Source organism: Pectobacterium zantedeschiae (genome assembly GCF_004137795.1).
Lineage (GTDB): Bacteria > Pseudomonadota > Gammaproteobacteria > Enterobacterales > Enterobacteriaceae > Pectobacterium > Pectobacterium zantedeschiae.
In genome coordinates this window covers 366,447-391,227 of sequence record NZ_NWTM01000002.1, presented here as the reverse complement: position 1 = coordinate 391,227, position 24,781 = coordinate 366,447, and the positions used below count along the sequence as shown (strand labels likewise).

The 24,781-nt window shown below is 51.6% G+C and carries 23 protein-coding genes and 1 pseudogene; 19 read left to right on the top strand and 5 right to left on the bottom strand.

Going from position 1 to position 24,781, the window contains the following annotated elements:
- Positions 1-504 precede the first annotated feature (504 nt).
- The 4 genes from CLR69_RS16380 (at position 505) to CLR69_RS16365 (ending at position 3,571) form a co-directional block, all read left to right on the top strand.
- Entirely contained in the window at positions 505-1,215 is a 711-nt protein-coding gene (locus CLR69_RS16380; RefSeq protein WP_129712180.1) for a metal ABC transporter ATP-binding protein, read from the top strand.
- Positions 1,212-2,066, top strand: a complete 855-nt coding sequence (locus CLR69_RS16375; protein ID WP_129712181.1) for a metal ABC transporter permease — start codon at positions 1,212-1,214, stop codon at positions 2,064-2,066. Before CLR69_RS16380 ends, CLR69_RS16375 begins: the two co-directional genes overlap by 4 nt.
- A 47-nt stretch (positions 2,067-2,113) precedes the next feature.
- The gene (locus tag CLR69_RS16370; RefSeq protein ID WP_129712182.1) at positions 2,114-2,992 is read left to right on the top strand and encodes a metal ABC transporter substrate-binding protein; all 879 of its coding nucleotides are present in this window, start codon (positions 2,114-2,116) and stop codon (positions 2,990-2,992) included.
- 108 nt (positions 2,993-3,100) lie between these two features.
- Positions 3,101-3,571 (top strand): lipocalin-like domain-containing protein, encoded by a 471-nt coding sequence (locus CLR69_RS16365; RefSeq protein ID WP_129712183.1) that lies wholly within the window; start codon positions 3,101-3,103, stop codon positions 3,569-3,571.
- 26 nt (positions 3,572-3,597) lie between these two features.
- On the opposite strand, the gene CLR69_RS16360 is transcribed toward CLR69_RS16365, so the two are convergent.
- The 3 genes from CLR69_RS16360 to dtnK all read right to left on the bottom strand — a co-directional run bounded on the left by CLR69_RS16360 (position 3,598) and on the right by dtnK (position 6,859).
- Positions 3,598-4,413 carry a DeoR/GlpR family DNA-binding transcription regulator gene (locus tag CLR69_RS16360; RefSeq protein WP_129712184.1) on the bottom strand — a complete coding sequence of 272 codons (816 nt, stop codon included), beginning with the start codon at positions 4,411-4,413 and terminating at the stop codon, positions 3,598-3,600.
- Between the two features lie 144 nt (positions 4,414-4,557).
- A complete protein-coding gene (locus tag CLR69_RS16355; RefSeq protein WP_129706645.1) occupies positions 4,558-5,538 on the bottom strand; it encodes a D-threonate 4-phosphate dehydrogenase in 981 nt (326 codons plus the stop codon).
- The gene (gene dtnK, locus CLR69_RS16350) at positions 5,531-6,859 is read right to left on the bottom strand and encodes a D-threonate kinase (RefSeq protein ID WP_129712185.1); all 1,329 of its coding nucleotides are present in this window, start codon (positions 6,857-6,859) and stop codon (positions 5,531-5,533) included. The genes CLR69_RS16355 and dtnK overlap by 8 nt, the downstream gene beginning before the upstream one ends.
- 235 nt (positions 6,860-7,094) lie before the next feature.
- Between dtnK and CLR69_RS16345 the strand changes: the two genes are divergently transcribed.
- The 11 genes and pseudogenes from CLR69_RS16345 (at position 7,095) to CLR69_RS16295 (ending at position 20,031) form a co-directional block, all read left to right on the top strand.
- Positions 7,095-8,231 carry an iron-containing alcohol dehydrogenase gene (locus tag CLR69_RS16345; RefSeq protein ID WP_129712186.1) on the top strand — a complete coding sequence of 379 codons (1,137 nt, stop codon included), beginning with the start codon at positions 7,095-7,097 and terminating at the stop codon, positions 8,229-8,231.
- Between the two features lie 208 nt (positions 8,232-8,439).
- Complete coding sequence (locus tag CLR69_RS16340) at positions 8,440-9,324, top strand: dihydrodipicolinate synthase family protein (RefSeq protein ID WP_110162421.1); 885 nt, start codon at positions 8,440-8,442, stop codon at positions 9,322-9,324.
- A 38-nt stretch (positions 9,325-9,362) separates the two neighbouring features.
- Positions 9,363-10,778, top strand: coding sequence for a sodium:solute symporter family protein (locus tag CLR69_RS16335; protein WP_129712187.1), 1,416 nt, complete (start codon positions 9,363-9,365; stop codon positions 10,776-10,778).
- A 3-nt stretch (positions 10,779-10,781) separates the two neighbouring features.
- A complete protein-coding gene (locus CLR69_RS16330; protein ID WP_129712188.1) occupies positions 10,782-11,969 on the top strand; it encodes a sialidase family protein in 1,188 nt (395 codons plus the stop codon).
- 246 nt (positions 11,970-12,215) lie between these two features.
- The gene (locus tag CLR69_RS16325; RefSeq protein ID WP_129712189.1) at positions 12,216-12,686 is read left to right on the top strand and encodes a NanQ anomerase/TabA/YiaL family protein; all 471 of its coding nucleotides are present in this window, start codon (positions 12,216-12,218) and stop codon (positions 12,684-12,686) included.
- 77 nt (positions 12,687-12,763) lie between these two features.
- A complete protein-coding gene (locus CLR69_RS16320) occupies positions 12,764-13,453 on the top strand; it encodes an SDR family NAD(P)-dependent oxidoreductase (protein ID WP_129712190.1) in 690 nt (229 codons plus the stop codon).
- Positions 13,454-14,138: 685 nt separating this feature from the next.
- A pseudogene (cutC, locus tag CLR69_RS16315) lies at positions 14,139-16,514 on the top strand (choline trimethylamine-lyase); the annotation flags it as partial.
- Positions 16,515-16,600: 86 nt separating this feature from the next.
- Positions 16,601-17,551, top strand: a complete 951-nt coding sequence (cutD, locus tag CLR69_RS16310; RefSeq protein ID WP_129712192.1) for a choline TMA-lyase-activating enzyme — start codon at positions 16,601-16,603, stop codon at positions 17,549-17,551.
- A 170-nt stretch (positions 17,552-17,721) separates the two neighbouring features.
- On the top strand, positions 17,722-18,138 hold the full coding sequence (locus CLR69_RS16305; protein ID WP_129712193.1) for a DMT family transporter: 417 nt from the start codon (positions 17,722-17,724) through the stop codon (positions 18,136-18,138).
- A gap of 17 nt (positions 18,139-18,155) precedes the next feature.
- A complete protein-coding gene (locus CLR69_RS16300; RefSeq protein WP_129712194.1) occupies positions 18,156-18,482 on the top strand; it encodes a DMT family transporter in 327 nt (108 codons plus the stop codon).
- A gap of 487 nt (positions 18,483-18,969) precedes the next feature.
- Complete coding sequence (locus tag CLR69_RS16295; RefSeq protein ID WP_197730586.1) at positions 18,970-20,031, top strand: ABC transporter substrate-binding protein; 1,062 nt, start codon at positions 18,970-18,972, stop codon at positions 20,029-20,031.
- A gap of 65 nt (positions 20,032-20,096) precedes the next feature.
- On the opposite strand, the gene CLR69_RS16290 is transcribed toward CLR69_RS16295, so the two are convergent.
- Complete coding sequence (locus CLR69_RS16290) at positions 20,097-21,287, bottom strand: LacI family DNA-binding transcriptional regulator (RefSeq protein WP_129712195.1); 1,191 nt, start codon at positions 21,285-21,287, stop codon at positions 20,097-20,099.
- Between the two features lie 299 nt (positions 21,288-21,586).
- Here CLR69_RS16290 and CLR69_RS16285 point away from each other — a divergent pair, with 299 nt between their 5' ends.
- The 4 genes from CLR69_RS16285 to fsa are packed head-to-tail and all read left to right on the top strand — an operon-like array spanning position 21,587 to position 24,333.
- Entirely contained in the window at positions 21,587-22,030 is a 444-nt protein-coding gene (locus tag CLR69_RS16285) for a PTS sugar transporter subunit IIA (RefSeq protein WP_129712196.1), read from the top strand.
- A 22-nt stretch (positions 22,031-22,052) separates the two neighbouring features.
- Positions 22,053-22,340, top strand: coding sequence for a PTS sugar transporter subunit IIB (locus tag CLR69_RS16280; RefSeq protein WP_010286822.1), 288 nt, complete (start codon positions 22,053-22,055; stop codon positions 22,338-22,340).
- A 15-nt stretch (positions 22,341-22,355) separates the two neighbouring features.
- Positions 22,356-23,615: a PTS ascorbate transporter subunit IIC gene (locus CLR69_RS16275; protein ID WP_129706672.1), complete on the top strand. Its 1,260-nt coding sequence runs from the start codon at positions 22,356-22,358 to the stop codon at positions 23,613-23,615.
- Positions 23,616-23,667: 52 nt separating this feature from the next.
- Positions 23,668-24,333 (top strand): fructose-6-phosphate aldolase, encoded by a 666-nt coding sequence (fsa, locus tag CLR69_RS16270; RefSeq protein ID WP_129712197.1) that lies wholly within the window; start codon positions 23,668-23,670, stop codon positions 24,331-24,333.
- A gap of 80 nt (positions 24,334-24,413) precedes the next feature.
- Here the strand turns inward: fsa and yacL are convergent, their stop codons facing one another.
- Positions 24,414-24,773 carry a protein YacL gene (yacL, locus tag CLR69_RS16265; protein WP_039305843.1) on the bottom strand — a complete coding sequence of 120 codons (360 nt, stop codon included), beginning with the start codon at positions 24,771-24,773 and terminating at the stop codon, positions 24,414-24,416.
- Positions 24,774-24,781: the final 8 nt, after the last annotated feature.

Here is a 24,781-nt window from a genome sequence, read left to right as displayed (position 1 = left end):
GTCGCAGCACGCGCCCGACATAGGGGGCTACGCCAGCCCCCTATGAACCCCGGCTTTTGGCGGAAATTATGCCGCTAAAGCGGTGCCTTCGTCGGTATCAGGCTTAACGGACCGCTTGCGACACGTTCCATACGTGGCGCAAGCTTTCGCCGCGTCCATGCGGCTCATCCTAAGCCTGCTATCTCCTCAGCATAATTTTTTACGCCGTGAAAAGAAGCGCCATCGCGATATAAGTTGGCTGGGTTTTGTCAGCTGTGTGGCGCACGAAATATTGCACTCCCGCCCCAGCAACCACTTACAACCAAACCTAATCGACTTACATACTTTTTTACCTATTGCCTCTACCCTCATCGCCAAAAAGTGATATGTTATAATATAACAATTGATATTTTTACCGATGATGATGACAAATTTTTACTCTCTTTCCGCGCTGAAGCGCGTGTTACTGGTTTCATTGCTGTTAGCGCTGCTGTGGCTGATGGTGGGGTGGGCGGTGATGTTGTCATGATTGCCCTACAGGAATTAGCCTTTGGCTACCGTGGTCAACCGCCACTCGCAACGCTCAGCGGCTGTTTTCATCAGGGATCGCTAACGGCGATTATTGGCGCGAACGGCACGGGAAAATCCACGCTGTTGAAAACGCTGGCAGGTTTGCTACCGCCGCTTTATGGCACGTTCAGCCTCGGTAATGACGGCAAAGAGAATGCTATCGGCTATTTGCCACAGCTTTCCGAATTCGATCGGCAGTTTCCAATTAACGTACGCGATCTGGTGCTCATGGGGTCGTTGCCCCATCGCGGGTTGTTACGCAGTATTAACACCCACTGGCACCGTAAAGCCATTGACGCACTCGACGCCGTCTCCATGGGAGATTTCGCCAACCGTCATATTGGTGTCCTATCCGGTGGGCAGCTACAGCGCGTGCTCTTCGCGCGGCTATTGCTGACACAGGCTCCGATTATTCTGCTGGATGAGCCTTTTACCGGTATCGATAGCCAAACCACGCAGACACTCTTGCAGATTATCAAGCAGCTTCACGCCGAAGGCAGAACCATTCTGGCCGTGTTACACGATATGGAGCTGGTTGATCAGCACTTTCCGGCTGTCTTGCAACTCACGCCGTGCGGCCATCGCTGGGGAGATGCTCAACCGATATTACATAGCCTGCGCAAGGCAGACAGCGATACGCCAGCGCTCAGGATCGTCACGTCATGATGCTATTTCACCTCATTACTTCTCCTTTTGCCGAGTTCGGTTTTATGCGCCGTGCGCTGGTTGGCTGTCTGGTATTAACGCTGAGCGCCGCGCCGCTGGGCTGTTTCCTGCTGTTGCGGCGCATGAGCCTGATTGGCGATGCGCTATCGCATGCGGTATTACCCGGCGTGGCAATCGGCTATCTCATTTCCGGGATGTCACTGCTGGCAATGGGAATCGGTGGCTTTATTGCCGGACTATCCGTCGCTATGCTCTCCGGCTTTGTCACCCGCCACACAGAATTAAAAGAGGACGCCAGCTTTGCGGGATTTTACCTCGGTTCGCTGGCGCTTGGCGTCACGCTGGTTTCACTGCGTGGCTCCAGCATTGACCTGCTGCATGTCCTGTTCGGATCGATTTTGGCGGTGGATCGCGCCGCGCTGATCGACATTGCGTTGATCGGATCGTCGTCCTTGCTGGTGCTGGCGGTGATCTATCGGGCGCTGGTGATTGAATCGTTTGACGTGACCTTCCTGCGCATCAGTTCAGGGCGCTATCGAGCGCTGATCCACGGCCTATTTCTGTCGCTGGTGGTGCTGAATCTGGTCGCAGGATTCCAGCTGCTAGGCACACTGATGACGGTCGGCATGATGATGCTGCCTGCCGCCAGCGCACGATTTTGGACACAGCGCCTGCCCGTCATGCTCGGGATTGCGGTGCTGCAAGGAATGGTTGCCAGCCTGATCGGGCTGCTGTGGTCTTACTATGCCGAGCTACCCGCCGGGCCCGCCATTATCCTGACGATGACACTATTTTTCTGTTTCTCGGTCTGTGTGGGTCACCACGGTGGACTGCTACGCCAACGCCGTTGACCTACTGTTTGTCATTTCTCGTTATCTGCAACTTTTGTGAGGGAAGAATGAAACGTTCACTGTTAGCTATTGCGTTATCCAGCCTGCTGCTTAGCCCACTGGCAATGGCAAAGAATCTTGATGTTGTTGCCAGCTTTTCCGTACTTGGCGATATGGTCAGTCACATCGGCGGCGATCGCGTCACCGTGATCGATCTGGTCAAGCCGAATGGCGATCCGCATGAGTTTGAACCATCGCCAAAAGACAGCAAAACGCTGGCTAACGCCGATCTGGTTTTCGTTAACGGGCTGGGTCTGGAAGGCTGGATCGATCGTCTCGTCACTGCCTCTGGCTACCGTGGTGAGGTCATCACGGCATCTAACGGCATTGAAACTCGCTCAATGGTGGAAGATGGCAAAACCGAAACCGATCCGCATGCCTGGAACAGTATGAGCAACGGTGTGATCTACGCGCACAACATCGTCAGCGCGCTGGCAAAAGCCGATCCCGCTAATGCCGATTACTATCGTCAGCAGGGGGACGCCTACATCAAACAGTTGCAGGAATTGGATCGCTACGCGAAGAAAACCTTTGCCGACATTCCACCGGAAAAACGCAAAGTGCTAACCAGCCATGACGCATTCGGCTACTTCAGCCAGGCCTATGACGTGAAGTTCCTGTCGCCCGTGGGCTACTCTACCGAGTCCGAAGCCAGCAGCAAAAAAGTGGCCTCGTTGATTAAGCAAATCAAGCAAGAGAAGGTGAAAAGCTACTTCATTGAAAACCAGACCGATGCCCGCCTGGTGAAGCAAATCGCCAATGCCAGTGGTGCACAACCCGGCGGTGAGCTGTATCCAGAAGCCTTAACCGACACGTCCGGCCCGGCAGCAACCTATACAGCGGCATTTAAGCACAACGTCGACACCCTCGCCGCTAGCATGAAATAAGCCTCATTTCTGCCAGCGCCACGCCGCTGGCAGGAAACGTCTCTCTGCCCCGCCCTCCGTAAAAAATTCACTACACTTAACCAGTACGACTTTTCCAAGGGGGGATCGATGACATCGCAATCTTTCAGCAACAACGAGTTACGCCAGAAGCTGCGCGGGCTATGGTTTCTTGAGTCCTTCATTGATGTACTGGGTGACGGCAGTGTGATTCATATGATGGGAAAAGAGGCGACTGGCTACATTCAGTATACCGACGATAACTGGATGACAGTGCAAATCATGGGCAGTGACAGGGAGCCCTACGATACGGGTATCATGACGGGTGGCTCGGCGGAGCAGCTGATGCAGGCCGCAGCCACCTACTTCGCCTATGCTGGCCGTTATGAAACCAATGATGCCGAACAGACCGTCACGCACTATCTGGACTATTGCCTTATTCCGAATTGGATTGGCTCCAGCCAGTTGCGCTACGCGCGGTTCAGTGAAAACGACACGCGTCTTTTTTTAACCACGGATCCGATGACGCTCAACGGCGTGGTGCATAAACCTGAGCTCAACTGGCGACGGCAATCGGCCTGACATCCCGCGTCAGGCACAAACCCGACTTACACTAGCGTCAGATTGAACGTTTTGCCTTTCAACTGCGCCTGCACTTCGGGCGCTAACGCGCTGTCGGTAACGATATCCGTCAAATCCGATAAAGGCGTAACGCAGAACAGCGAATACGCACCGTATTTACTGCTGTCCGCCAGCAATATACGACGACTGGCATTCGCGCCGAGATCTTGCTTCACACCCGCTTTCTCTTCCGTCGGCGTGGTGACACCTTTATCCAGGCTCCACGAGTTACAGCTGATAAATGCAATATCCGGGTAAATGCTGCGTAATAGACGGCGGCCGTGTTCACCAATACAGGATTGGCTGCTGTCATCAATACGCCCACCGATGATCGTCACTTCGATTTGCTTGAACTCAGACAAGAACAGCGCGATTTGTAAATCGGCGGTAATCACGCGTAGTGGCAAGTGCGTCAGATTCCGCGCCAGCTCGAGCATGGTCGTTCCCGCATCCAGCACCACTGCACTGCCCGGCTTAACCAGCGTCGCAGCATAGCGAGCTATCGCCTGCTTCTCCTGAAGGCTACGATGTAATTTCTCATTCGTGGTCGGCTGGGAAGGAATAAAACGGTTGAGCGTCACGCCACCGTGACTACGGCTAATCACCCCCTGCTCGTCCAGCTTGATCAAGTCACGGCGGATCGTCGCCGGAGAAGCGTCGATCACGGACACCAGCTCATCTACCGTCACCAGATTATGGCTTTTCAGATAATCCATAATCTGATCAAGACGGCTCTGCCCTCTTACTTTATCCCCGCTCATGCGGAAAGCATCGGTTAATGTAGGATCCACGGCGATATCCATCTTGCTGTTGTTAGCGATATATTCTTGCTTGCAGGATACCAGAAACCTTCCCAACCGCGGGAAGGAAGATATCCTGCAATGCGCACTGTATCGCGTTTTATTCGCTTACAAAACCGTACTGACAGCGGCGGTCATCACCGTCAATCAGGCCAGTTGCATCGCGAGCTGGATAGAGATCGCCATGCTTTCGCACTTCGCTTTACCTGTCCAGGCAATGTCAAACGCCGTGCCATGGTCAGCCGACGTGCGGATAAACGGCAGCCCAGCAGTGATGTTCACACCATCATAGAAGCCCAGCAGCTTGAGCGGGATGTGCCCCTGATCGTGATACATCGCCACCACCATGTCGTACTGGCCTTCATACGCCTGCAAATAGACCGTATCCGGCGGGCACGGGCCATAAACATCAATACCCTTGGCCTTCATCGCTTCAACCGACGGCGACACGATTTTGATCTCTTCGTCACCAAACAGACCATTCTCACCCGCATGCGGGTTAACCCCAGCAACGGCGATACGCGGGTGCGTAAAACCGACGCGTTTGAGGAAAACATCTGCCATTTCGATCACGGTTTCCACGCGATCGCGGTTCAGCGTATCCAGGAATTTACGCAGCGCGATGTGCGTTGAAACATGGATAACCTTCAACTTATCGGTATACAGCACCATCGCATAATCGCGACTATTGGTCAGCTTAGCCAACAGTTCGGTGTGGCCAGGATAAAGATGGCCTGCCGAGTGCAGCGCTTCTTTATTCAGCGGCGCAGTCGCAATCGCGTGGACTTCACCCGCCATCGCCAGTTCGGTCGCTTTCTTGATGCAGCGGTAAGCCAAATCACCCGCCTGAGCCTGAACGACACCTGGCTTCAGCGCCTGTGGATCTTCCAGCGGCTCATCAATCATGTTGATTACGCCCGGCGCGAATACCGCGTCAGCCGGTTTATCAATAATTTTCAGCTCTACGGCTGGCGCCACGTTCAATGCCAGAATACGTCGCATCGTCTGTACACAACCCACCACCACAGCGGATGCGCCGGAAAGCTCGCCTTCGGCCAGAGATTTGATAATAATTTCCGGTCCAATCCCTGCCGGATCACCCATCGTTACCGCAATAATTTTACTCACTGACCTTCTCCTCAATAAAACGTAAAACGTCGAGCAAAGTAGTTTCGTTGCCAAAACCCCCCGCTTTAGTCATCACAGGGGTCGTGCCGACAACGCTGTTCAGCAGGTATCCCCAGGGCACGCAGGATGCGATTTGCCCCTTAATCTGAAAGCCGGTAGCACCCAGTGCCGTTGCCACGGCAATCGCAATGTCACCACCGGATAAATACAGCCCACCCGGCAGACGTCGGTTAGCACTGTCGGCTGTCAGGCTGTCTAGCGCCTGAACAATGCTGCGCGTAAGTTCCCCCAGATAGTGGCTGATCGTTTCGCCAAGCTGCTGTCGGCTAAGTCCGAGCTGCTGGCACCGCGCATCGATCTCGAAGCGCTGATTTTCGTTGTGACAGGTACGAATGATGCAATGCTGGCCGTTCATCAGCGCCCTTGCCGCTTCCCGACACTGGGACGCCATGACGGTGGATGAATCGGGTGAAAAGAGCGCGTTGATGTCAATCTCAACCAGTGCGACATCGCTGCGCAACCGAGCGGCCGCAATCTGTTTTTGAGCGATATCACTCATAGACCCTACGACAGCCAGCAGCGGCTTTTCGGTGTTGTGCGTAAAATCCTGCGCAGTCGCTAGCGCTTCGCTCAGGCCTGCCGAGCCGACCAGCAAGGGCCGAAACGGCAATGCTCTGGCAGCATTAACGATATGTGTCAGATCGTCCTGTACGTCCGTATCAAGAATAATCAGACGGGTGCCCTCGTCCGACAACTGCTGCAAGCGGTGGGCTAAATTGGCCTGACGGACGTCATCAAGGTGTATCTCCGCTACCGGTAAAGCGGTTTGCTCCGCCAGACGGGCGGCGATAGAAGCCGAGGCCACTGGCGTTTTTGGATCGCTGGCAAATTCCGTGTCGGTAAGCAGGCGACCATTAATCCAGACTTCACCTTTTCGGGTAACGCGTCCCAGCATCGGCGACGCGGCGGCAATCAGCGCGACGGGCACGTCAGCCGCAGACAGCGCGGCGGCAACTTCCGCGCCCAGATTCCCACGCAGCGTCGAGTCAATCTTCTTGATAATCCAGCCTTGTCCACCCGCCGCCTGCCAGGCGGCTACCGCGTCTGCGGTACGTTGGGATGCCACGTCATCGCGCGCCGCACGGCTATCGGTGTTGATTACCACGGCATCGCCCAGTAAATCCGCATGCAGTTTATTAACGTCAAATACAACGCTAACCCGAGCGCCATGCTGCGCAAGACCGACGCCTGCATCATTGGCTCCCGTAAAGTCATCAGCGACAACTAATACCTGTTCTGCTGATTGCGGCACGTTTGGCATACCTCATCCCCGGTTCATGATTACTTGATAATGATTATATTGAATCACATTTGATTATATGTGAGCAACATCAAATTATTTAAAAGGAATTTCACCTATAAATTATCACCACGATGTGGCAAATGGCGTTTAGTTGTGACTAAAAACACTCCATTTGACTGAAAGTAATCACCATCGCAACCATTATCATAGTGATAACGCTCTGGCGAAGAAGAGAAAAGGCAAGGTAATAAGCATGAATATCAATAGCACTATCCTCAGCGGTTACCGGGTGCTTCAGGACATCAGTCACCTGTTGGCAGGGAAACAGCACGTTTTATTTGTCACCGACAAAAACATCGTCGGGCTGCCTGACGTTCAGGCGCTGATCGCACAAGTTAAGCAAGCTGTTCCGCAGGTTCTGTTGGTTGATAATGTGCCTGCTGAACCAAGCCAGCACGACGTTGCCCACATACTGAGTCAGCTCACACAAACCCAGACCGATCTGGTCATCGGCGTGGGGGGCGGCAGCGTACTGGATGTGGCCAAACTGCTTTCTGTGCTGTGCGCAGGTGATGACACCGTCACGCTGGATAGCCTGCTGGCTGGAGAAAAGCCGACTCGCCGCACGACATCCCTGCTTATTCCAACTACGGCGGGAACGGGCTCAGAAGCCACGCCGAATGCCATTCTGGCGATCCCAGAAAAAGAGACCAAGGTCGGCATTATTACGCCAGTGATGCTGCCGGACTATGTTGCGCTGGTACCGGAACTGACCATCAGCATGCCGTCACATATCGCGGCCTCAACGGGTATCGATGCGCTCTGCCATCTGATCGAGTGTTTCACCTCAACGATTGCCAACCCGGTCAGCGACAACTACGCGCTGATTGGCCTGAAGAAACTGTTTGCCAACCTTGAAACGTCTGTGCGCGAACCGGGAAATCTGGAAGCGAAGCTGAATATGCTGTGGGCATCCTATTACGGTGGCGCCGCCATTGCCCACTCCGGTACGCATCTGGTTCACGCCATGTCTTACCCGCTAGGCGGCAAGTACCACATTCCACACGGCGTAGCGAACGCCATCCTGCTCGCTCCTTGCATGCGTTTCGTGCAAGACGCCGCACAGGACAAATTCGCTCAGGCATATGACCTGCTGCCGGATGCCGATCTGACGCTCGGTACCGCGGAAAAAGCGCAGGCGCTGGTGACCTATTTCAGCGAGTTGGTCAAACGGCTCAATCTGCCCAACACCTTACAACAGCTCGGCGTGGAAAAAGACCACCTGCCGTATCTGGTTGATGCCGCGTTACAGGTTCAGCGCCTGATGAAAAACGTGCCGACACAGGTCAGCGCCGACGATGTCCGCGAGGTTTATCTGACTCTGTTTTAAAAGCGCGGCTCTAAACAGCTTATTTCGTTCGTTTAGGCATAGAGATACACGGGGCGACCACAGAGGTGAGGCGTCCCTGCGGGAACCTCCCACTGTGTTTCCCCTAAAAACGGGCTTAAGTGAACAGCATTAGGCTTTAAACAGCGCGGTTTTGAATAGAACGATTTTAAGTTTTCATCTTTTTGATTACGTATCACGAGGAAGAACAATGAGCAAAAATATTACCGGCGTCCTGACCGCCATCGTCACGCCGTTTGATAACCAGGGCGAATTTAATCCCGCAGCCATGCGTCTTCAGGTTCAGCGCCAGATGCGCTACGGCAACGGTATTTTCTGTAACGGCACCAACGGTGAGTTTTTCGTTCTGCACACCGATGAGAAAGTCGCCGTCACGGAAACCTGCGTTGATGAAGTTGCCGGAAAAGTGCCGGTTGTCGGCCACATCGGTGAAATCTCCACGCGGGAAACCATCAAGCTCGGCAAGCGCATCGCCGCGCTGGGTGTTGATGCCGTTTCGGTCATCACCCCGTATTTCATTCCACTCAAACAGGAAGAACTGATAGCCCACTACACCGCCGTCGCCGATGCGCTGACTGTGCCGGTGTTTCTCTACAACATTCCTGCACGCACGGGGAATACGCTGGCGCCGGAAACCGTCCGCACGCTGGCGGATCACCCGAACATCATCGGCATCAAAGACAGCGCAGGCAGCTATGAAAGCCTGAGCGGTTATGTGCAAGCGGTGAAAGGTGTACAGGGCTTTAACGTACTGAATGGCCCAGACTCGCTCATTCACCAGGGCTTCGTTGACGGCTGCTCCGCCTGTATTTCCGGGTTGGCTAACGTGGCACCGGAACCGATCAGTCAGATTTGGCACCGTTTCCATGCTGGTGACATTGAAGGCTCGCGTCAGGCACAAGAACAAGTTGCCGAATTGCGTAAGACGCTGTACGCCATCGCGTTCTCACCTGCCGTGGTGAAGAAAGCGCTGGCGATCATGGGTGAAGACGTCGGCGTCAGCCGCTATCCGATCCAGTTTTCCGCACAGGATGAAGACAACATCCGCAACATACTTAACCAATTCTCGCAGTAACAGAGAAATTACAATTTCCACTTATAGGCCGAGAAGATATGAACCATTTTAATTTTACCGACACCCTCATTATCATTGGGATGATTGTGTTCTATATCGCATTCACCTCATGGTTGACGCTCAAATTACGCAGTAAATCCAGCTCCGAATTTATGGAAGGCTCACGCGCGCTGCCGGCTTTTATCGTCGGTGTCCTGCTGATGACCGAATTCATCGGTGCCAAATCCACGGTAGGTACGGCGCAATCTGCCTTTGAAAATGGTATTGCCGCGTCATGGTCTGTGATTGGCGCGGCCATCGGCTTCCTGCTGTTCGGGATGATTCTGGTCAAAAAAATCTACAACACGGGCAAAGTCACCATTTCCGGTGCGATTGCTGAGAAATACGGAACATCGACCAAAAACATCATTTCAATCATCATGATCTATGCTTTGTTGCTGGTAAACGTGGGTAACTACGTCAGTGGCGCGGCAGCCATCTCGACCGTGTTGAAAATTTCTCTGCCCGTTGCCGCCCTGATCACCGCCATCGTCAGTACGTTTTACTTTTACTTTGGCGGCTTAAAAGGCGTGGCTTACGTGACATTGATTCACAGTGCCGTGAAATATGTCGGCGTCATGATCATTTTGTATGTAGCGTTGAAAATGACCGGCGGCATCACCCCAATGATTGAAAAAATGCCGGATTACTACTGGACATGGGATGGTAAAATTGGTGCCAGTACTATCTTTGCCTGGCTGATAGGTACCATCGGTTCGATCTTCTGTACCCAATTCGTCATTCAAGCCATTTCAGCTACCAAGGATGCAACATCGGCAAAACGCGCCACCTGGGTCGCTTTCTTCTTCTGTATGCCAATTGCGATTGCGATTGCCGTCATCGGTGTTGCAGCGAAGTTTGCTCACCCAGAAATCAACAGCCTGTATGCGATGCCTATCTTCCTGCAAGATATGAATCCGTGGGTCGCTGGTCTGGTGACAACCTCGCTGGTTGCATCAATCTTCATCAGCGTGAGTACCGTAGCACTGGCGATCGCCTCACTGATCGTGAAAGACTTTTACGTCCCGTACTACAAGCCGACGCCAGAAAAAGAGATGAAAATGACGCGTGTATTCTCGCTCATTATCGGATTCGCGCCGTTAATTTTCGTCCTGCTGGTGCCTGAAGTTCTGAAGCTGTCGTTCTTTACCCGCGCCATCCGTCTGTCGATTTCCGTGGTTGCGGTGATTGCGTTCTATCTGCCGTTCTTTAATAGCACCCGCGGAGCAAATGCCAGCCTGATCTCAGCCTGCGTAGCCACCTCTGTCTGGTACATACTCGGCAACCCATACGGTATCGATAACATGTACGTCGCATTGGTTACCCCTGCCGTCGTCATGCTGCTCGATCGTCTGATTCCGAATAAAGCGCACAAAATCAAAATCTCTCAAACTGAAAATAAATCAGGAGCCTGAGTCATGAGTAGCGAAACCATTACTGTGGAACGTAGCGGAAAAATTCATCACGCAGAAGGCGATGCCGCGCGTCTGGATGCCTACATTCCATCGGAATGTCCGCAGAACCATGCGGCCAACCTGCTCCATCTGCCGAACGGCGATGTGCTGTGCGTCTGGTTCGGCGGTACACAAGAAGGGATTGCGGATATCTCTATCTACATGTCTCGTCTGGCGAAAGGCAGTGATAACTGGAGTAAAGCCGCTAAGCTGTCTGAGGATGCTACGCGTTCTGAACAGAACCCAGTACTGTTCCTCGCACCGGACAACGTCTTGTGGCTGCTGTACACCGCGCAAAAATCGGGTAACCAGGACACTGCGATTGTGCGCTATCGCCAGTCCACGGATTTGGGTGCCACTTGGGGTGAGATCGGCACATTGCTCGATCAACCCGGCACCTTTATCCGCCAGCCCATCACCGTACTGGAAAACGGCGACTGGCTGCTGCCTGTGTTCTACTGCCGCGTTCAGCCGGGTGAAAAATGGGTCGGTAACGACGATAACAGCGCCGTGAAAATTTCCAGCGACCAGGGGAAAACCTGGCGGGAATATCCAGTGCCAAACAGCACGGGTTGTGTACACATGAACATCACGCCGTTGCATGACGGCACGCTGCTGGCGATGTACCGCAGCCGCTGGGCTGATTTCATCTATCAGAGTCGTTCAACGGATGGCGGTAAAACCTGGTCAGAGCCGGTAGCAACCGACTTACCGAACAATAACTCGTCCATTCAGGTGACTACGCTGAAAAACGGCCATCTCGCGCTGGTGTTCAATCATATGAGCGCCGCCGACGCCACCGAGCGCCGTCTGTCGCTGTACGATGAAATCGAGGATGAAGAAGACAAAGCCAGCGATGCCAAAATGCCGGAAGTACAAGCCGGTGGTCGTAGCGCTTTCTGGGGTGCACCGCGTGCGCCAATGACGCTCGCCATTTCGGAAGACGGCGGTAAAAGCTGGCCGTGGCAGCGCAACATCGAAGTAGGTGACGGATATTGCATGACCAATAACTCAACGGAGAAGTTGAACCGCGAGTTCTCTTATCCCAGCGTCAAGCAGGCGCCGGACGGTAAGCTGCACGTAGCGTTCACCTACTTCCGCCAGGCGATAAAGCACGTCGTGGTAAGTGAAGAGTGGGTCAAGGCGGGTTAAGTCTGTCACTCCTTTAGAATCTGAGATACACGGAGCGACCACGGGGCGAGGCTTCCCTACGGGAACCTCATCCCCGTGTTTCTCCTAAAAATAGGCTTAAGGTAAAACCACGCTGCTTTTTTCTCTTTTCCAGCGGGGTTTTCTCCCCGCTATGCCCTGAATAATTCGAGTTTCAGGACAAACGTTAACGTTTGAACAACGCACATGCAACTTGAAGTATGACGGGTATATTTTCAGGACACTATAATGATTGCAGGAAACCTAAACGCGCTCAAACTCGCCACGCTGCCCGATGCACTGTGGACTATTCTGTCCGCGCCGGGCATGTCGTTGGCTGAACTGAATGCGCTGCCCGAAGGCCGTTATCAGCAAGAAGGAGCCGAATGGTTTTACAACATCGGCACCGTGAATACCGCGCCACGCGCCACACGTCATACCGAATTTCACAGCAACTATCTCGATATTCAACTGATTCTGGAAGGCGAGGAGATTATCGGTTACGGTCTGAATGATGTGCATGGTCAGCCCGCGGTAGAGCGGAAACCAGACCTCTATATTCTGGATAACCCACAGGTGCCGCATCAGATCCATCTGCGGGCAGGCGACTTCGTCACCTTCTATCCAGGAGAAGCCCATCAAGCGCTGTGTGCGATTAACGACAGCCCTGCACCGGTCAAAAAAGCCGTGTTCAAAATCCCCGTCACGTCGTTGTATTAAAATGGTTATCCCCTAAATAATTCGAGTTGCAGGAAGGCGGCTTGAAGTATGACGGGGATGCATTAAGGAGACATTGCATGTCAGCTACAGCCCCTAAACACGCTCTGATTACCGGCAGCAGCTCGGGGATCGGTGCCGCCATCACACAAAAATTACTGGCTGAAGGCTGGCGAGTTACCGGCCTGTCACGCAAGCCGGGTGACTATTCACACCCCCACTTTACCCATCGCGCGGTGGATATCATGGATACGCTCGCGCTGACTGCCATTCTGGACGAGATTGTACAGGTTGATGCCGTTATCCATGCCGCTGGCATTATGAAATCTGCCCCACTCGGCCAGCTTTCGCTGGAGGACGGTGAAACACTGTGGCGATTGCATATCAATGCGGCGCAGGTACTTGCCGACCGTCTGGTCGATAAACTGCCGCAAGGTGGCAGAATCGTGCTGCTGGGTAGCCGCACATCTAGCGGTTCGGCAGGACGTAGCCAGTACGTTACGACAAAATCCGCGATGATCGGCATGGCGAGAAGCTGGGCAGCGGAACTGGCTCCGCGCGGTATTACGGTAAACATCGTCGCGCCGGGTGCAACAGAAACGCCAATGCTGACGATGCCGGGCCGCCAGAGTTCTCCTCCAAAGCTGCCGCCGATTGGCCGCTTCATCCAGCCACAGGAAGTGGCCGATCTGGTAGGTTACCTACTCTCCCCTTCTGCGGCAGCCATTACTGGCCAGCAGTTGGTGATATGCGGTGGCGCATCACTGTAGCGCACGGTTTCCATTATTACAGGCCAATTCTATTAAGCGTAAATTGGCCTGAATTCTCTTCCCTTCTGTAGTCTCCCCGCAAATGTAATTATATTGCACACACCCACTTCTATTTATTACAAATACATTCAATGGGAATAATTAACAAAATAATAATACAAAATAACCATCGAATAAAACAGAATGAATTGATCTTAGTCAATTAACTAACAGCGTTATTCAGCGCCATTAGTTAAATAGTGTATACACTATATTGAAAGCCTAACCCCCAAAGAGAGATCATTAAAAAACAAAATCAATTAATTAATAAAACGGAAGAGTAAACATAATGATACTCTGTTAATAACACGGAAGAACGCCCATGAAATATAAAAAATATCCATTCGTTTTTATGTAGCAAAATTATCAGCATAATAAAAAACACTATTAATAAAAAAACCAATACAAACATCAACATTCAGGCAAAGACCTTACCTGCCTATTCCGCATTTTCGGTATTGCATTTCTCTTATTACCCTTTATTGAATCAGAAAAAATAACAGTAGGAGACTTTCGTATGGATAATGACACGCTAGCGCCAGACACAAGCCATTTTTCACTCGGTAGCAGCATATTGAATACCGAAAAAATGGTCAGACGGAATGACAGCAAAAAATCCCCCGCTGATGACATGTTAGCGGAGCAAGAAATGCTTACGCCACGTATGCAACGCCTGCGCACACACTATTTGGAGGCGCGTCCCAGCATCTCTATTTATCGTGCAGTAGCTTTTACAGAAGTCGCGAAAAATAACCCTGGATTGCCGCCGATTCTGCTACGAGCGAAGTCCTTCCGTAGAGCCTGCGAAACCGCCCCCATCCTGATTCAGGATGAAGAACTGATCGTCGGGCATCCCTGCGGCAAACCCCGCGCGGGAGCCTTTTCTCCTGATATTGCCTGGCGCTGGGTGTGGGACGAATTGGATACCATGAGCACGCGGCCTCAGGATCCATTTCAGATTTCAGAAGAAGATAAAAAAACGATCCGCGAAGAAATCGCCCCATTCTGGCAAGGTCGATCGCTCGATGAAGTGTGCGAAGCACAATATCGTGAAGCAGGCCTCTGGGAGTTCAGCGGAGAAACCTTTGTCAGCGATCTCTCTTATCACCAAATCAACGGCGGCGGCGATACTTGCCCAGGTTACGACGTATTGCTCTTCACGAAAGGGATGAAGGGCATCAAAGCAGATGCACAGAAAAAACTGGCTGAACTGAGTATGGAAGACCCGGCGCATATCGATCGTATCTATTTCTATAAGGCGGCGATTGAAACCTGCGATGGCGTCATGGCCTATGCCAGCCGCATCGCAGCACAGGCACGTGAACAAGCAGCACAGGAAGACAATGCCTTACGGCGTGCTGAACTGCTGATGATTGCCGACGTCAACGAGAACGTACCTGCCAATCCTCCGAAAACGTTGCAGGAAGCTCTGCAAAGTATTTGGACGCTGGAATCTTTGTTCGAAATTGAAGAAAACCAGACCGGTATTTCGTTAGGACGCGTCGATCAATACTGCTACCCGATGTATGAAGCCGACATTCAATCTGGTCGCCTGACCCGCGGACAGGCGCTGGAACTGCTACAGATGTTCATTCTGAAATGTGCGGAACTGATGTGGATGTCCAGCGAAAGCGGCGCGAAATATTTCGCTGGCTATCAGCCATTCATCAACCTGACGGTAGGCGGACAGAAACGTAGCGGGGGCGATGCCTGTAACGATCTGACTTACCTGATTATGGATGCGGTGCGTTTTGTGAAAGTGTATCAGCCTTCACTCGCCTGCCGGATTCATAATCAATCGCCGCACGAGTACATGGAAAAAATTGTCGATGTAGTCAAGTCCGGCATGGGTTTCCCAGCATGTCACTTCGATGATTCCCATATCAAGATGATGCTGCGCAAAGGCTTCGATTTTGACGATGCACGCGATTACTGTCTGATGGGCTGTGTAGAACCGCAAAAATCGGGCCGAATTTATCAGTGGACATCAACGGGCTATACGCAGTGGCCTATCGCCATTGAATTCGTGTTAAACCGTGGACGCATGATTCTGTTCGATCGTATTCAGGGATTGGACACCGGCGAATTGAGCACGCTGGACACCTTTGAGGCTTTTGATCGCGCAGTGAAAGCGCAGATCGCACACATTATCCGTCTGTCGGCGATTGGCACGGTGATCAGTCAGCGCGTACATCGTGATATCGCGCCCAAGCCACTGATGTCCCTGCTCGTGGAAGGCTGTATGGAAAAAGGTCAGGACGTGGCCGCTGGCGGTGCATTAATCAATCATGGGCCTGGACTGATATTCTCTGGATTAGCCACCTATGTCGACTCCATGGTAGCCATTCGGAAACTCGTTTATGAGGATCGTAAATACACACTGGAGCAGATGCGTGACGCTCTACTGGCTAACTTTTCAGGCTATGAAATGCTGCACAGAGACTGCCTGAATGCGCCGAAATTCGGTAATGATGACAACGCCGTTGACCAATTCGCGCGTGATATTACCGAATGGACAGAACGTGAATGCCGCCAATACAAAATGCTCTATTCCACCTTTAGCCATGGCACCTTATCTATCTCCAACAATACGCCGATCGGCGCATTAACCGCAGCCAGCGCAAACGGACGTCTGGCATGGACGCCGCTCTCCGATGGAATCAGCCCAACTCAAGGGGCAGACAAAAAAGGGCCGACGGCAAGCATCAAATCGGTCAGCAGAATGAATGTGGAAAGCATGAATATAGGCATGGTGCATAACTTCAAATTCCTTAAAGGCATGCTGGACACGCCAGAAGGCCGTAACGGGCTTATCACCCTGCTGAGAACGTCCTCCATTCTGGGTAATGGGCAAATGCAATTCAGCTACGTCGACGATGAGGTGTTGAGAAAAGCACAGCAAACCCCAGAAAAATACCGCGATTTAATCGTCCGCGTAGCTGGCTACAGCGCGTACTTCGTTGAGCTATGCAAAGAGGTTCAAGATGAAATCATTAGCCGCACCATGATTGAAAAATTCTGAACCATCAGCAGACGAATATGAGTAAAGCGCACACCTTGAACAAGGACGTTTTCTTGCCGCAGGCGGGATGAAATGTGGAGGGTAAGATGGAATCAGCAAAAGAAATCACGGGTCGAATATTCAATATTCAGAAGTATTCGATCTACGACGGCGATGGCGTCCGTACGCTGATCTTTATGAAAGGCTGTAATATCCGCTGCCCCTGGTGCGCCAATCCAGAAGGAATACGTCGCGCCTATCAAATCCTGTTCTCGCCTGATAAATGCCTGCACTGTGGCAAATGTGCTGAGGTGTGTCCCCGCGGCATCCACACGCTGATCGCGGATGAATGTGGCCCACGATTGCATCATATCGACCGCACCATTCAATGCACAGGCTGCCGAAAATGTGAGGCGGCATGTCCCTCCAATGCCCTCGATATCGTAGGACAAGATATGACCGTCGCAGAATTGATGGCCGTCATCATGCAGGACTACAGCTTTTATGAGTCTTCCGGCGGCGGCGTCACACTCAGCGGTGGAGAGGTAAGCCTGCAAACGGATTTTGCCGTTGCACTCCTTCGGGCATGCAAACAAAAGATGATCAATACCGCAGTGGAAACACAGGGGACAACATCAATATCCCACTATGACCAACTGGCAGCGGTAACGGATATGTTCCTCTTCGATATTAAACATATCGACACATATCAGCATAAGGCGCTGTTTGGTATAGGAAATGAGAACATACGGCGTAATCTGGAGCATCTGGTCGAGTTGGGCGCCGATATCGTTATTCGTATGCCGTTAGTTCGCGGATACAACGATTCGTATGACGCCATCACGGGCGCGATTCAGTACGTAAAAAAGCTAGCAAAACGCGGTAATGTCAGACGCATCGACATCCTGCCCTACCACCAGCTAGGCCGCAAAAAGTACGAAAGACTAGGCATGATTTATCCAATAAAGACAGATCCAAGCTACAACGAGGAGGAGTTAAATCGTTTAGATGCTTTCTTTGGCGAGTTTGATTTCGACATTCGTCTGGTCCGTCATTAAAGAAAAAACCAGACCCTAAATAATTCGAGTTTCAGGACAAAACGTATTCGTTTTGAACAGCGCTTGCGCTGATCCCAACGGGGGCAAAGTCCACATCAGTGGGCCGAGTAGCATACGTGTAACTTGAAGTATGACGGGTATTCTTAACACCACATATCAGGAGCAATACTATGTCACTCAGAAAGAGGTCATGGCTTTGGATGTTATTAGTCATTTTGTCAGAAACGTCTGCCACCTCCACGTTAAAAATGTTTGATAATAGCCAAGGGATGACAAAAATAGCGCTATTGGCCGTTATTATTCTGCTGTACTGCGTTTGTTATTATTCACTCTCAAAAGCCGTAAAACATCTTCCGGTGGGGTTAGCCTACGCAACCTGGTCCGGCACGGGTATTTTATTGGTTTCAACGCTCAGTATTATTTTTTACGGACAGCACCCTGATATCCCAGCAATCGTTGGAATGATCGTGATTGCCGCCGGCATAACGATCATGAACCTCTTTTCTAAAATGGGTGTGGATGAACAGCCTGAAAAACTGAATAGCAGTAACCAGAGTCAGCCATTAGAAACAAAAGTCATTCACTGAAAATAAGGAGACTCATCATGTTCAACGGATTCTTATGGTTGGCACTTTCGATTGGCTCAGAAATTACCGGCACATCGATGATAAAAAAAACCGATGGATTTAAAAGACTTTCACCTTCCATTATCGTTATTCTCGCCTACTGTCTTTGCTATTTTTCGTTAACACGTGCGATGGGCTATTTACCGGTGGGGATTGCCTATTCGTTATGGTGCGGCTTTGGCATCGTCGGCGTAACATTTATTTCGATGCTACTTTATAAACAGAAACCCGATTTACCCGCTGTATTTTCAATGGCGCTCATTATCAGCGGGGGCATTATCATGAACCTCTATTCAAGTATGTAACATCACCGATGTATATTTCTCTTACTGTCGCGGGTTAACGCCAGCCATAGATATGACCTTATTCTGCACAAACGTTCCGCCGGGGATTTCTCCCTCCCCGGTGATAAGGCAGCCTAGATAAATTATCGCTAAGCAAATGAGGAAAACGGTATATCCCCTCCTAGACATTTATTTTCCTGAAGTCATCTAAAGGAAAGAAATGGCATTCCACCCCATATAAATATGCACAAGTTTTATTATTTATAAATAAAAAACAAAAAGATAAGTACGCTGATGATAGCGTCGTTTTTTCCAACATGAGAACAATCAGGAGAAACCAAGTTAATTAAAGAAAATAAATTTTTCTCTCCATACATTCCCCGTCTAGCTTATGTCAAAAAACTCTTTATCAAGCGCCGTACGCATCCTTACTCTCAAAAAGGCGATATTTTCACCCTTATCTTTTATCAGGCTACACACAGCCCTAATCTATTGATGGAAAGCCATTATGCATAATAAAAGTCATACCACTCACACCTTGCACTTTGGGAGCATGTTGCGTCGTAAAGGGTTTGGCCTGACGCTAGCCAGCGCCGTTTTGCTGTCGGGGCTTGGTCTGCCTGCACTGGTACAGGCGGAAGGACAGCTCCGTATCGCGCAGCAATTCGGGATCGTTTACCTGCTGCTAAATGTCGCACAGGATCAAAAGTTGATTGAGAAACATGGTAAGGAAGAAGGAGTGGATATCAAGGTCGAGTATCTGCAACTTTCCGGTGGCGCAGCAGTGAACGATGCCTTGCTCTCCGGTTCGGTGGATATCGCCGGGGCAGGCACCGGACCGCTGTTCACGCTGTGGGATCGTACCAAAGGGCGTCAGAATGTCCGCGCGGTGGTGGCAACCGGCAATTTCCCTTATTACCTGATCAGTAATAATCCTAACGTCAAAACCATTGCGGATCTGACGGACAAAGATCGCATCGCCATCCCGGCGGTGGGCGTTTCCGTACAGTCGCGTTTTCTGCAGCAGGCCTCCGCCGAACTGTGGGGTGATAAAGCTTACAATCGTCTGGATAAACTTCAGGTCGCTATTCCGCACCCAGAAGCTACCGCCGCAATTATCAGCGGCGGCACGGAAATCACCACGCACTTTTCCAACTCCCCCTTTCAGGAGCAAGCGCTGGCAGGCAACCCCAACGCGCATATCATCCTGAACTCCTATCAGGTTACTGGCGGACCAAACTCACCCGTCGTGCTCTACGCCACTGAAAAATTCCGCCAGGATAATCCGCGAACCTACCGCGCCTTCGTCAACGCTATCGCGGAAGCGGCAGATTTTGCCAGCGCTCATCCCGAAGAGGCCGCCGATGCCTTCATTCGCGTGACAAAATCCCGTATCGATCGCGAGCTGCTGCTGAATATTCTGAAAAGCCCGGAGGTATCGTTCAGCGTGACGCCGCACAATACCTTGCAGCTTGGCCAATTCCTGTATCGTGTCGGGGCGATTAAAAACAAGCCGGAATCCGTCAAAGATTATTTCTTCGACGATAAGCACGTCGAGGCGGGCAGCTAGCCACGAGGTATGAGAAGCCTGCGTCAGAAATACGCGGGCTTTTCTATGCTGCGTTTTATTCCCAGCTAGCTACTGGCACGGGGTTCAAAGATGAACTTCACTTTTTCCAATACTGGTGGGTGCTCGTCGTTGTCCATCATAGCGAGCACCAAACGCCCGACCTCTGCACCCAGCTTTTCATAGTCAAGCCGCATCGCGGTCAGTGCTGGAAACGAGTGTTCGCATTGCTCAGAACCATCCAAACAGGCAATCGCCAGATCGTAAGGGACTTTCATCAGGCGACGTTGGCATTCAAAGAGCGCACCCAGCGCAATTTCCTCATGGCTACAGATAATAGCGTCCAGTTCCGGCTGATTTTGCAGTAGCTCCGTCATCGCATAGCGACCGAACTGTAGGCTGGGAGCTTCCGGGATCGTAATTTTCAAATCCGCATTGTGATAATGCGCCAGCATAGCTTTATTCCAGCCGTTCAACTGCTGTTTTTGTAGTCGGTTATCCGTGTGCGCACCGATATAGGCAACGTGACGATACCCCTTATCCAGCAGCGAAAGGGTTAACTGCTCCGCTGCGTCGGCAAGGGCGATATCAATGTTGATATTCGCATTCAGCGCGGCAGCGCCGGACACGTTCACCGTAATGACGTTGCTGGCCTTTATAAGGTCTTGGGTTCGTTGTGAAAGCTGCGCACTGAATAACACCAGTGCCGCTGGTCGCTGCTGCAAGAGCTTTTCAACCATTCCTGCTTCAGTGTGCTGACGATATTCATGGCAGCCCATGATCAACGGAATGTTATGTTTGCCAACCGCCTGCTGTAATGCCTGAACAAAACGAACGCTGGCGCGATCTTGCTGAAAAGGATAAAGCACCGCAATTGTAGGCTGATAGGCCGATGCCAACGCACCGGCCGCGCGGTTCGGTACATAACCCAGTGTGTTTATCGCATCGTCGATTTTCTTCTGTGTGACATCAGAAACCAGCCCCGGCTCCCTTAATGCGCGGGAAACCGTCATCACGCCAACACCGGCATGATTCGCAATGTCCTGTAGCGTCACGCGGTTAGCTCCCTCGGTGAGCAGGCTAGCCTCTTGATTAGGCTCATAGCCTAATGTTCTGGCGGCCAGCTCTACCTTGCTGCGAAGTTTCTCAGAGACCAGATCGGGTTTGCGCATCACGCGCGATACCGTCATCGCCCCTACGCCAGCATAATCGGCGACATCCTGTAGCGTAACCTTACCGGTACTGCGACGCTTACGCATGCTCACTTCCTCTCCATTCGTCATTTTTCTCAGCGCACAGCCGCGATAAAAACCGGTTAATTCACAATCTTCTGTCCATATACAAGCACCACAATGTTCTCGTGACGGCATCACGCATGCAGAACCATCACAGTGTGCCTCTGTCTGCACGCGGGGAACACGTCTTAGCCCCGCTTGTGCTAAGCCAGTCACAGTTAATGATACGCATATCAGTTAGCGCTATCTTTTTAGATATAAATCACATTATTTTCGACGTTGGCACACTATCCTGCGTTCAGAATGATACAGAGGTGGCGCTAATGCTTAACACTTTACTAACACCAAACGTTGTTCAAATCTTACCTTCCTGCGACGACTGGCGTCATGCTATCGCTTTGTCTTGTAAGCCATTATTAGATAATGGTTCGATTGAACCTACCTACATTGGGGCGATCTACCGCTCTCATGAGGCCATCGGCCCTTACTATGTTGTCGGCCCAGGGATTGCCATGCCGCACGCCCGCCCGGAAGACGGCGTGAATAAACTCAGCGTCAGCCTGACGCTGATTCGTGACGGCGTGGTTTTCCATTCTGACGGTAACGACCCCGTGCATTTGCTGATTGTTCTGGCCGCCACGGACAGCAATAGCCATATCGATATTATTTCACAGCTTGCTCAGTTGTTCGACACGCCTGATGACGTCACCGCGTTAATTAACGCGACAGAGATAGAACAGGTGCTTTCCGTTATTTCTCGTTATTAATCGCCACCAGAGGACACAGATTATGAAAATTACAGTCGTATGCGGTAACGGTCTTGGTACCAGCCTGATGATGGAAATGAGCATTAAAAACATCGTTAAAGAGCTCGGCGTAGTGGCTGATGTCGATCACGTTGACTTAGGGTCGGCGAAAGGAACGGACAGCGATATTTTTGTCGGAACCAAAGACATTGCCGATCAGCTCGTCGCGCAGGCGGTAGGAGGGAAAATTGTGTCCCTGAATAACATGATCGACAAAGTGGCGATGAAAGAACGTCTGTCAGTTGCTCTGACAGAACTTGGCGCGTTGTAAGCAGGAGAGAAAAAAATGGAATTCTTCCGTTTTTTAATGAGTGACGTGTTGTCTGAACCGTCAATACTGGTCGGTTTGATTGCGCTTATCGGTCTGGTTGCCCAGAAAAAACCTGCGACAGAATGCATCAAAGGCACCGTGAAAACCGTAATGGGTTTCCTGATTCTCGGCGCAGGCGCAAGCCTGATCGTGTCCTCGCTGGGGGATTTCGCCGTGATTTTCCACCATGCGTTTGGTATCGCTGGTGTCGTGCCGAATAATGAGGCCATTGTCGCGGTCGCTCAGAAAAACTTCGGCACCGAGATGGCGATGATCATGTTCTTTGCGATGGTCATTAATATCGCGATCGCACGCTTTACGCCGTGGAAATACATTTTCCTGACCGGCCACCACACGCTGTTTATGTCGATGATGGTTGCTGTGATTCTGGCGACAGCAGGCATGAAAGGCGTGCTGCTGATTACCGTTGGGTCGCTGGTGGTTGGGGTATCGATGGTGCTGTTCCCTGCCATTATTCACCCATATATGAAGAAAGTAACGGGGTCAGATGACGTTGCCTTTGGTCACTTCTCTGCAATATCACAGTTGCTGTCGGCGTTTATCGGCAGCAAGTTTGGTAATAAAGAGAAATCGACGGAGGACATGGAAGTACCGAAGAGCCTGCTGTTCCTACGTGATACGCCAGTCGCCATCGCCTTTACCATGTTTTTCATCTTCATTTTCACCTGCCTGTTCGCTGGCCCTGAAGCGGTCAAAACGATGAATGCCGGTGGGAAAAACTGGTTTATGTTCTCGCTGATTCAATCCATTACCTTTGCGGCTGGCGTGTATATCGTGCTGCAAGGTGTACGTATGGTGATTGCAGAAATCGTGCCCGCGTTTAAAGGTATTTCGGACAAATTAGTTCCCAATGCGAAGCCTGCATTGGATTGCCCTGTCGTCTTCCCCTATGCACCGAATGCCGTTCTGGTCGGCTTCCTGAGCAGCTTTGCGGCTGGGGTGATTGGCATGGTGCTGCTCTACCTGCTGGGTATGACGGTGATCATTCCTGGCGTGGTGCCGCACTTCTTCGTCGGTGCAGCGGCTGGCGTGTTCGGTAACGCCACCGGTGGACGTCGCGGCGCGATTTTAGGTTCCTTTACCAACGGGCTGCTGATTACCTTCCTGCCTGTTTTCCTGTTGCCGGTATTGGGCAGTATCGGACTGGCAAACACTACGTTCAGTGATTCCGATTTCGGCGCGGTAGGTATTTTGTTGGGTATTATTGTGCGCTAAGCGCCACAGTATTGATGTCATCCGAAATACCGATTTCAGTACGGGGGAAATGATGGAATTCTATTTAGATACGGCTGATGTAGCCGCAGTGGAACGACTCGCTGGCGTGTTACCGATAAAAGGGGTAACCACCAACCCAAGCATTGTCGCACGCGGAAAAGCAGATATTTACAGCGTGCTCCGAGATATGCAGGCCGTTCTCGGTGCAGAAGGACAGTTGTTTGCTCAGGTGATGTCACGCGATCCTGACGTGATGGTGGAAGAGGCACTGAAGCTCAGAGAGGTGATTCCTTCTCTGGTCGTCAAAGTGCCAGTGACTCATGCAGGCTTAAGTGCTATCAGGCAGTTGACGACTCTGGATATTCCCACGCTTGGCACCGCGGTGTACGGTGCTGGGCAAGGGTTTTATGCTGCGCTGGCAGGCGCTCGCTATATCGCGCCCTATGTCAACCGCATTGACGCACAGGGTGGTGATGGGATTGCGCTAGTGAAAGAGCTGCAAACTTTGATCAACCTGCACAGCCCGCAGACTCAGGTGCTGGCAGCCAGCTTTCGCACGCCGCGTCAGGTATTGGACTGCCTGCTAGCGGGGTGTCGGGCGATTACCGTTGACCCTGCTGTAGCTGAGCTATTCTTGCAAGACCCTGCGGTTGACGATGCGCTTAACCGGTTCGATCGTGACTGGCAGGCACGCTTTGGTCATGCCGATATTGGCTAAGTGATGGAAAACACCACTCGCCCGTCGGGTGGTGTTATCAACAAAATGGGGTCACCAACACGCCTGAATCACTAACACGATTAATGCAGGATGAACTCCCGATACTTTTCCACCAGCGTCAGAAAATCATCCAGGCCGCATAGAGACAGGCTCTCTTCATCGTAATAGCTCATGCCCTCCTCCAGTTCATCCGTGGTGAAAGACAGTTGATTCGCCTGCACCATCACTTCTTCTTCATCCAACAATAACGTGTATTCATGGCCTACGCGTCGCCACTGCCGCTCGCTACCTGCAACGGAACGCGCCGCATCCTCAACGTCGGTCAATATTGTTAGCTGGCCTTTCACTTCTTCATTGAACCAGTGCCCAATCGCCTCATGTCCCATCGACATACGCACGATGACCTGACCCGTCACATCCCGCAAAAATTCATAGTCCATGGTGCCGT

Bases quoted from the DNA above. Each gene is read 5' to 3' on its own strand.
- CLR69_RS16335 (WP_129712187.1), top strand. From the start codon at position 9,363: ATGAACCATTTTAATTTTACCGACACCCTCATTATCATTGGGATGATT.
- CLR69_RS16295 (WP_197730586.1), top strand. From the start codon at position 18,970: ATGCATAATAAAAGTCATACCACTCACACCTTGCACTTTGGGAGCATG.
- CLR69_RS16275 (WP_129706672.1), top strand. From the start codon at position 22,356: ATGGAATTCTTCCGTTTTTTAATGAGTGACGTGTTGTCTGAACCGTCA.
- yacL (WP_039305843.1), bottom strand. From the start codon at position 24,773: ATGGACTATGAATTTTTGCGGGATGTGACGGGTCAGGTCATCGTGCGT.
- CLR69_RS16345 (WP_129712186.1), top strand. From the start codon at position 7,095: ATGAATATCAATAGCACTATCCTCAGCGGTTACCGGGTGCTTCAGGAC.
- CLR69_RS16360 (WP_129712184.1), bottom strand. From the start codon at position 4,413: ATGGATATCGCCGTGGATCCTACATTAACCGATGCTTTCCGCATGAGC.
- CLR69_RS16280 (WP_010286822.1), top strand. From the start codon at position 22,053: ATGAAAATTACAGTCGTATGCGGTAACGGTCTTGGTACCAGCCTGATG.
- CLR69_RS16285 (WP_129712196.1), top strand. From the start codon at position 21,587: ATGCTTAACACTTTACTAACACCAAACGTTGTTCAAATCTTACCTTCC.
- CLR69_RS16305 (WP_129712193.1), top strand. From the start codon at position 17,722: ATGTCACTCAGAAAGAGGTCATGGCTTTGGATGTTATTAGTCATTTTG.
- CLR69_RS16375 (WP_129712181.1), top strand. From the start codon at position 1,212: ATGATGCTATTTCACCTCATTACTTCTCCTTTTGCCGAGTTCGGTTTT.
- cutD (WP_129712192.1), top strand. From the start codon at position 16,601: ATGGAATCAGCAAAAGAAATCACGGGTCGAATATTCAATATTCAGAAG.
- CLR69_RS16300 (WP_129712194.1), top strand. From the start codon at position 18,156: ATGTTCAACGGATTCTTATGGTTGGCACTTTCGATTGGCTCAGAAATT.
- CLR69_RS16320 (WP_129712190.1), top strand. From the start codon at position 12,764: ATGTCAGCTACAGCCCCTAAACACGCTCTGATTACCGGCAGCAGCTCG.
- CLR69_RS16380 (WP_129712180.1), top strand. From the start codon at position 505: ATGATTGCCCTACAGGAATTAGCCTTTGGCTACCGTGGTCAACCGCCA.
- CLR69_RS16330 (WP_129712188.1), top strand. From the start codon at position 10,782: ATGAGTAGCGAAACCATTACTGTGGAACGTAGCGGAAAAATTCATCAC.
- fsa (WP_129712197.1), top strand. From the start codon at position 23,668: ATGGAATTCTATTTAGATACGGCTGATGTAGCCGCAGTGGAACGACTC.
- dtnK (WP_129712185.1), bottom strand. From the start codon at position 6,859: ATGCCAAACGTGCCGCAATCAGCAGAACAGGTATTAGTTGTCGCTGAT.
- CLR69_RS16370 (WP_129712182.1), top strand. From the start codon at position 2,114: ATGAAACGTTCACTGTTAGCTATTGCGTTATCCAGCCTGCTGCTTAGC.
- CLR69_RS16325 (WP_129712189.1), top strand. From the start codon at position 12,216: ATGATTGCAGGAAACCTAAACGCGCTCAAACTCGCCACGCTGCCCGAT.
- CLR69_RS16365 (WP_129712183.1), top strand. From the start codon at position 3,101: ATGACATCGCAATCTTTCAGCAACAACGAGTTACGCCAGAAGCTGCGC.
- CLR69_RS16290 (WP_129712195.1), bottom strand. From the start codon at position 21,287: ATGCGTAAGCGTCGCAGTACCGGTAAGGTTACGCTACAGGATGTCGCC.
- CLR69_RS16340 (WP_110162421.1), top strand. From the start codon at position 8,440: ATGAGCAAAAATATTACCGGCGTCCTGACCGCCATCGTCACGCCGTTT.